Genomic DNA, 7,399 nt, shown 5'->3' with positions numbered 1-7,399 from the left:
GCCACCGCGAGCCGCTGCAGGTCGGCGCCGAAGTGGCGACCGGCCTCCTGCAGCGAAGGCCCCTCGACATACTCGGTCACGATGTACGGCCGGCCGCCCAGTGAGGCGTCGAGCACCTGAGCGATGCAGAACGGCTCCACCCGCCTCGCCGCGTCGATCTCCTTGGCGAAACGATGATCACCGGCCAGGCCGTCCTCCAGCACCTTCACCGCGACCCGCCGCCCGTCAGGCCCCTGGCCCAGGTAGACCACTCCCTGGCCGCCCACGCCCAGCCGCCCGAGCAGCCGGTAGGGGCCCACGGCCGGGGGATCTTCGGGCAGGAGCGGGTTCATCACTCGGTCCCGACCGGGCAGATGGTGAACGAGAGCGTCTGCGCCGCCGTCGCGGGCGACGTGACGCGGAGAGTGATCTTGTGAGGGCCGTTCGGCTTCACGAGCGGGCCGACGACCTGCTGAGTGTGGGATTCGGCGATGACGGACTCAGAGCGCTCCACCACCCGTCCAGGACCCATTCGTAGTGGAATCTGGTGGCCAGCTTGGTCCCCTCAACCAGGCCGAAGGTGTTGCTCTGGCCGATCTGGCAGTCCTGGGTGTTGGCCTTCCTGGCGCCCATCGCGCGCACCCACACGATCCGGAACGAACCACTGCCCGATGAGGGCTTGGCCGATGAGGTCGCCGGTTTGGGAGCGGACCGCGTCGGCTTCGCGGTCTGCTTCACCGTCGGCTTGGTCGTGGCCACCGGTTTCGATGGGGACGGACTCCTGGTCCTTTTCGGACGCTGGCGCGTTTTCGCCGGGGTCGGCGTCTTCGTCGAGGTCGCCGTCCCGGCAGAGGTGAACGTCAGTGGCTGCGTACTCGGTCGCGGTTCCTGGAGACCCCAGACGCTCGTGGCCCCCCAGACGACGGCACCCGCGACTGCCAGCGCCCCCACACCGGAGACGCCCGCGACGACCGCCGTCCTGCTCCCCCGCCGTCGCCGCCCGGGCACCGTGGACAGAGCGCGGCCGTCGGCACCGTCCGGACGCCCGGGGGCCTGTCCGCCCAGGAGCTGCAGCAACACGTCCCGCATGGCCGGCCGGCGCGCCGGATCCTTGGCCAGGCACCCCAGCACGATCGCGCGCAACGGTTGCGGCAGGTCGCCGACCTGCGGCTCGTTGTGCAGGATGCGGTTGATCACCGCGGGCAACGAATCATCGCCGAACGGGGGCACCCCGGTGGCGGCGAACACGACGACCGAGGCCCACGCGAACACGTCGACGGCCGGCCCGCTCCGCTCTCCGGCGAGCTGCTCCGGCGCCATGTACGCAGGCGTCCCCACGATGCTGCTGGTAGCCGTCCGCTCCGATTCGACAGAACGGGCGATCCCGAAGTCGATCACCCGGGGCCCGCCCTGCCCCAGCAGCACGTTGGCGGGCTTGAAGTCGCCATGGACGATGCCCGCCTGATGAATGGCCGCCAGCGCGGTCGCGGTCGCCACCGCGAGCCGCTGCAGGTCAGCGCCGACGTGGCGGCCGGCCTGCTGGAGCGAAGGCCCCTCGACATACTCGGTCACGATGTACGGCCGGCCGCCCAGTGAGGCGTCGAGCACCTGAGCGATGCAGAACGGCTCCACCCGCCGCGCCGCGTCGATCTCCTTGGCGAGGCGCTCGCCGGCCAGTCCCTCGCGCATCACCTTGACCGCGACCGGCCTGCCGTCCGGACCCTGACTCAGGTAGACCACCCCTTGGCCGCCCGCGCCCAGACGCCCGAACAGCCGGTAGGGCCCCACGGCGGTGGGGTCGCCTTCCCGGAGGGGTTGGACTTGCGACATGGGGCTCCTGTGACAGGCCTATGGGATCTTGGGCACCATAGCGGGAAATGTCACACCTAGTGGGCCAGTCGCGTAAACCGGTCGCGCCGACGCTCAGTAGCGGACGGAGCTCTGCGCCAGCGGCGGATAGACGGTCGATGGTTCACCGTCGACCGGCGGGCTGTTGCTGTCGCGCTCTTGCCAGGAGGCTAACCCCTGACGTGGAGTGATCCCGGCCAGGGGCGCCTGGCGGGCGGTGTCGACGAGGCGCCATCCGTCACATCCGGCGCCCCAGATGTAGTGCGGCGCGTCGGCGGCGAAGGCGGGCGCCGGCGGTCATCGGGCCTGCTCCTTGTGGGCCCGCAGCCAGGAGAGCACCTGGCCCGCGTGCCGGTCCGGTGGGAACACCGGGTAGAAGACGTGCTCGATCACCCCGTCGGCGACGATCATGGTCAGTCTCCGGTACAGGGTCATCCCTCCGGCGGTGAAGGTCGGCAGGCCGAGCGCGTCGCGTACGGCGAACCCGGGGTCGGACAGCATCGCGAACGGCAGGCGCAGCCGGTCGACGAGCTCCTGCTGGTAGGCACCCGACTGTGAGGAGAGCCCGTACACCCGGGCCGCCCCGGCCTCGCGCAGTTCCTCGTGATGGTCGCGGAACCCGCACGCCTCGGGCGTGCACCCCCGTGCCCCCGGAATCGTGTCCCAGCCCTCCGGCAGGTCCACCCCGGGACGCCCTGACAGGGGGTAGACGTACAGAACGGTCCGCCCAGCGCCCAGTGCCGTCAGGGCGACCGCCGAACCGTCGGTGGCAGGCAGCGTCAGCGCGGGCAGGCGCAGTCCCGTCAGATGGTCGGCGGCCCCGTCGTCGGCTGGTTCGGGCAGGTTCGGGGGCAGCACGGTCAGCGTCGCGGTGCCCGCGGCGGCCTCGTCAACGGATGGGCCGGGCAGGCCTGGCATCGTCCGGCGCGCGGCCGCCTCCAGGTGAGCGGCCAGCGCGTCGCGGCGCCGTATCAGACGCTCGATCCGTTCCGACATCCCATCGAGCACATGCCGGTACGCGGCCAGCGACGCGGGGCATTCGTCACCGGAGGTGTGCCCGCTGGCCAGGCATTCCACGAACGGCCTGGTCTCCTCCACCGACAAGCCCAGACTGGTCAGCTCCCTGATCTCCTCGACCTGGCGGACCGCCACCGGATCGTAGTCCCGGTAGCCGTTGGGCAGCCGGGCCGGCACCACCAGCCCGACCCTCTCGTAATAACGCAGCGCCCTGACCGTCACCGCGGTCCGGCGCGCCAGCTCTCCGACTCGCACGCCCCAACGCTAAACCCGTACCCACAGGTCCAGGTCAACTCGGAGGACCGTCCGGCCGAGCGTGCCGGATCACTCGACGGCGCCGGATTGCGTGAGGAGGTCCTGGTACCAGGTGTCGTACGGATGGTTGGTCGCCGGGTAGTTCGCCGGCGGGTCGGTCGCTTCGCTCGCTGAGTCGAAGTCCCAGCCTCGCACGAGCCGGCCCGCCTGCCGTGCCGCGGTGATGAACGAGGACTCGGTGGCGGGCGCGGCGTAGAACAGCGCGCCCTGCTGGAGCTCCGCGCTGTCGCCCTGCTGGAACTCGTCGAAGGCGGTCTGCTGGTAGCGGATGCGGTCGCCGGTGTACCTGTCGGTGTCGATCCGCAGGGTCTGGGATGGTGTCGGGCCGTCGGCGCCGTTCCACACGTGCACGCGCGACGTGCCGCTGGTCGAGGTGGTCTTGTCGTAGCGGGCGTCGGAGGTCTTGGCGTTGCCGCTCCACGAGACCGTCATCGCGCCGGCGTTGAGCACGCCGTCCCAGTTCCAGTTCTGGCTACCGCTCTGGCTGCGGTGTATCTCGCGTAGCCGGGTGCCTGCCGCGTCGGTGAACCTGACCGTCGGCAGGACGCCGTCATCGTACCGGCGGCTCGGCGACCAGGTGATCTCGCCGTCGGCGCCGAGGTGACCCACGTGGTACCACAGCGTGGTCGCGTTCTGGGACTGGTGGACCTCGACCAGGTCGCCGTTGTCGTTCAGCGCGACGGCCGGTGTCACACCGGTGTCGTACTTTCCGTGGCGTAGCCAGGTCACGCGGCCGTCGGCGCCGTACGTGCCGGTCCAGTACCAGAGCGCGCCCTGGCCCGAGTCATGTACCTCCACGACCTGGCCCCGGCCGTTGACCGCGACGGCCGGGTTGTAGCCGATGTCGCGTTTGTACTCGGCGCGGGTCTTGCCGTCGCCGGAGATCACGGGGAGCACCCGGCCGCGCAGCGCGTCAACCGTCGGCGGGCTCGCCGGGTAGTCCTTGGCCCAGAACAGCCGCGAGCCGAAGACGGAGGTGAGCTCCTGGTTGAGCGCGGCCAGGTTGCCCGCGGCGTACGAGGGGTTGTCGGTCAGGTCGTCTTTGATGTCGAGCGCGACGACGATCGGTGCGGCGGTGGGGTGCTGTGCGGACCAGGTGTTGATCACGTTGAGCCAGTCGCGCAGGAGGTTCGACGCGGGGTTTCCCGTGTGGTCGACCAGGTTGCCGGGCGAGTCGTGGCCGACGGAGTAGTCGTGTGAGGTGGCGTAGCCGTTGTCGTGTATGTCGAGTTCGATGAAGCGAATGCCGTGGTCGAGTTGGTAGGCGATCGAGTTCTTGGCGCCGTCGACGTTGCCGGAGTAGCTGTTGTGCGTGGCGCGGAAGATCGCCGAGGGTAACGGCGGATCCGCCAACGCCTCGGCGGTTCCACTGATCAGCAACGCGGACGCGGTGACGGCAAGCGCGGCCAGGACGGTTCTTGAACGGGGCATCCTCTGGTCCTCACGTCGGGGATCTTCCCAGCCAATACGATCACCCGCTGTCGGCCAACCCCGCCAGGCCGATCATCTGAACGCATGGATACGTACGGCCATCGACGGCCCGCTCTCGCGCCGAGCTCGACGAACGGATCGCCCAGGCCCAGGCGGCGCGCACCGCCATCGCCCACGCACTGGCCTGTGGGCACCGAGAAGGCATCTTCCACTGCCCCGACTTCGCCGGCGTCATCGCCGCCCGCCTCGCCGGATTGCCCCTCCACGAGGCTCACCCTCACTGACATGCCGTTGTCCACCATCGAAAGGCGTCAACGACATGCCGGACCCGGTTCCGCGGTCAGGATGTGGCCGGTGCGGGGCCGGTCCGCTGAGCGGGCTGGAACAGCTCGATCAGGTTGCCGGCGGGGTCGGCGAGCAGGATCTGGCGCCCGCCGGGGCCTGACACCAGGTCGCTGCGGAACGACAACCCCGCGCCGCGGAGCCGGCCGATCTCGGTGTCCAGGTCGTCGACGATCAGGTGGATGCGGTTTCGGCCGGAGGCGGCGGCGTCGCCGGGGGTGGCGCGGGCACCGGAGCTGGCGGGCCCGGACAGCAGTAGCCGCAGCGGACCGCGGACCACGTCGGCGAAGGCGGGGGCGGCGCTGGTGTTGAGGGTGAAGCCGAGGTGGGTGGTGTAGAAGTCGACGGCCGCCTGGACGTCGTCGACGAGGTAGCGGACGCTGGCGTACTGGTCGGATGGGGTCACGGCTGTGCCTCCTTACGGTTGCCGGTGGCGAGCACCGGTAGCAGGTGCCGGATGCGGGTGTCGATGTCGGCCGCAGTGCGGGCGAAGACCGGGTAGCCGGCGTCGCCCGCCGCCGCGGGATCGGGGATGCTCCAATGAAAGCGGCGGGCATGGTCGACGAGTTCGGGGGAGACCTCGCGGGCCTTGTCACACAAGGTGATCAGGTAGTCGAACCGGCGGCCGGTCAGAGCGTTCAGGTGGAGGGTGCTCTGCCCGGAGATGTCGATGCCGTACTCATCGTGCAGAACCCGTGCGGTGTGCGGATGCAGGCGCGGTTTGGGACGGCTCCCAGCGCTGATCGTCTCGACCCTGCCGGCGGTACGTCGGCGGAGCAGGGCTTCGGCCATGGGTGAGCGAACGCTGTTGCCGGTGCAGACAAACAGCACCGCCACCGGTGCGACCGGATGGGACGCCGGTGGTGCCGGGCGCAGGCGCAGCGCCGGGTGCAGAGCGGTGCCCGCGCCGGCGAGCGCTTCCGCGCAGCGATCCAGGTTCAGGTGGTAGTAGCTGTCCCGGCCGTCGAAACTGCTGCGCGTGGCCGTGACCAGGCCCCCGTCACGCAGCAGCCGCAGGTGGTAGGAGACCAGGTTTTGCGGCTGGCCGACCAGCGTGACCAGCTCGCGCACCCGCAGGTCGCTGCAGGCGAGCTCGGCCAGCAGCCGCCAGCGCAGCGGGTGGCCGGCCAGGCGCACGAACGCCGGGGCGGCTTGGCTCGACGAGGCCATGTCTCAAAGATACATCAAATTTATTTGATGGACCTAGGACTGAACGGTGACAGCAGGTGAGCCGGTCCATGATCGCCGCACACAACCTGAGCTTCTGCATTTTGCGAGACATGGTGTATATATTGAATACATCATGTTCTCATAGAGAGATGGGCGACACTTCCATGACAGATTCGCCGCACGGATCACAGGAGGAGCTCTACAGCGCTCCTCTCCCCTGGGACATAGGCCGCCCGCAGCCGGCTTTCCTCGGCCTCGCCCACGCCGGCTTCTTCCAGGGCCGGGTGCTGGACGTCGGATGCGGCAGCGGCGAGCACGCCCTCATGTGCGCCGCCCTGGGCCTGGACGCCACCGGCGTCGATCTCGCCCCCATCGCGATCAGCCGCGCCCAGGACAAGGCCCGCGAACGCGGACTCACCGCGCGATTCCTCCGCCACGACGCGCTGAGGCTGGCCGAGCTCGGCGAGTCCTTCGACACGGTGCTGGACTCCCTCGTGTTCCACATCTTCGGCGACGACGAGCGGGCCGCCTACGTCGACAGCCTGCGATCGGTGGTGAAGCCGGACGGCCGCCTCTTCCTGCTGTGCTTCAGCGACCGGCAATCCGGCGAAGGCGAGTACGGGCCGCGCCGCGTAACGCGGCAGGAGATCACAGACGCGTTCGCCGACGGCTGGAGGCTCGACTCGATCGAGGCCACCACCATCGACAACACCTTCATCCCTGACGGCGTCCTGGCCTGGCTCGCCGCAGTCACCAGAATCTGACCCCCGAAAGGATCAGCCGTGCCAACCGCCGAAGCTCACATCACAACCGACCGTGCCGGCCGCTACCTCGTCCAGCTCTGCCGCCACGCCAGCCAGATGGGCCACGGGTTCCCAGCTCACCCTGGCCCACACGCCGGCGGCGAAAGGCCGAGGAACGTCCAGGCGAATTGGTCGGAGACGGACGGGACCATCACGCTCGACTGGGGCACCTGCACCCTCCATGCCACCCCGGAAACGTTGACGCTACGCGTCGAAGCCGAGGACGAGGACCGCCTGCAGCGCGCCCAAGCCCTTCTCACCAAGAACATCACCAGGATGGGCCGGCGTGACGACCTGACCGTGGACTGGCACCGCCCCGATGGCACCACCGGCCCGGCTTCGGCGACGGCTCCACCGCGCCGGAGACGCCACACAGCGCTCGGCCTCACACTGGCCGCCATCCTGGCGATCGCCGTGCACGCGGGACTGGCCGCCGGCGTGCTGACCATCCCGCAGTGGACGGGCCTGGGCGCGGACGTCGTCCTTGCGGACGT

General features: G+C 69.8%; 7 protein-coding genes and 1 pseudogene. 2 read left to right on the top strand and 6 right to left on the bottom strand.

Annotated elements, in window-relative coordinates; genetic code table 11:
- The 6 genes and pseudogenes from AB0J09_RS50360 to AB0J09_RS50335 form a co-directional block, all read right to left on the bottom strand.
- Positions 1–332 (bottom strand): annotated as a pseudogene (locus AB0J09_RS50360) (serine/threonine protein kinase); the annotation flags it as partial.
- 97 nt (positions 333–429) lie between these two features.
- Positions 430–1,809, bottom strand: coding sequence for a protein kinase (locus tag AB0J09_RS50355; protein WP_360708366.1), 1,380 nt, complete (start codon positions 1,807–1,809; stop codon positions 430–432).
- A 315-nt stretch (positions 1,810–2,124) separates the two neighbouring features.
- The gene (locus tag AB0J09_RS50350) at positions 2,125–3,099 is read right to left on the bottom strand and encodes a MerR family transcriptional regulator (protein WP_360708363.1); all 975 of its coding nucleotides are present in this window, start codon (positions 3,097–3,099) and stop codon (positions 2,125–2,127) included.
- Between the two features lie 69 nt (positions 3,100–3,168).
- Entirely contained in the window at positions 3,169–4,590 is a 1,422-nt protein-coding gene (locus AB0J09_RS50345) for a hypothetical protein (RefSeq protein WP_360708360.1), read from the bottom strand.
- A gap of 340 nt (positions 4,591–4,930) precedes the next feature.
- Positions 4,931–5,338: a VOC family protein gene (locus tag AB0J09_RS50340; RefSeq protein WP_360708357.1), complete on the bottom strand. Its 408-nt coding sequence runs from the start codon at positions 5,336–5,338 to the stop codon at positions 4,931–4,933.
- Positions 5,335–6,102, bottom strand: coding sequence for an ArsR family transcriptional regulator (locus tag AB0J09_RS50335; RefSeq protein ID WP_360708354.1), 768 nt, complete (start codon positions 6,100–6,102; stop codon positions 5,335–5,337). The genes AB0J09_RS50340 and AB0J09_RS50335 overlap by 4 nt, the downstream gene beginning before the upstream one ends.
- Before the next feature lie 149 nt (positions 6,103–6,251).
- On the opposite strand from AB0J09_RS50335, the gene AB0J09_RS50330 reads away from it, so the two are divergent.
- Both AB0J09_RS50330 and AB0J09_RS50325 read left to right on the top strand, forming a co-directional pair.
- A complete protein-coding gene (locus AB0J09_RS50330) occupies positions 6,252–6,866 on the top strand; it encodes a class I SAM-dependent methyltransferase (protein WP_360708351.1) in 615 nt (204 codons plus the stop codon).
- A gap of 18 nt (positions 6,867–6,884) precedes the next feature.
- Positions 6,885–7,399 (top strand): DUF2218 domain-containing protein (locus tag AB0J09_RS50325; RefSeq protein ID WP_360708348.1); only part of this gene is annotated, 515 nt, incomplete at its 3' end.

Origin of the sequence: Nonomuraea sp. NPDC049784 (assembly GCF_040659615.1) — a bacterium.
In the GTDB taxonomy this organism is placed as follows: Bacteria; Actinomycetota; Actinomycetes; order Streptosporangiales; family Streptosporangiaceae; genus Nonomuraea.
Note: the sequence above shows the minus strand (reverse complement) of the source record. Positions and strands in the feature narration are given on the sequence as shown.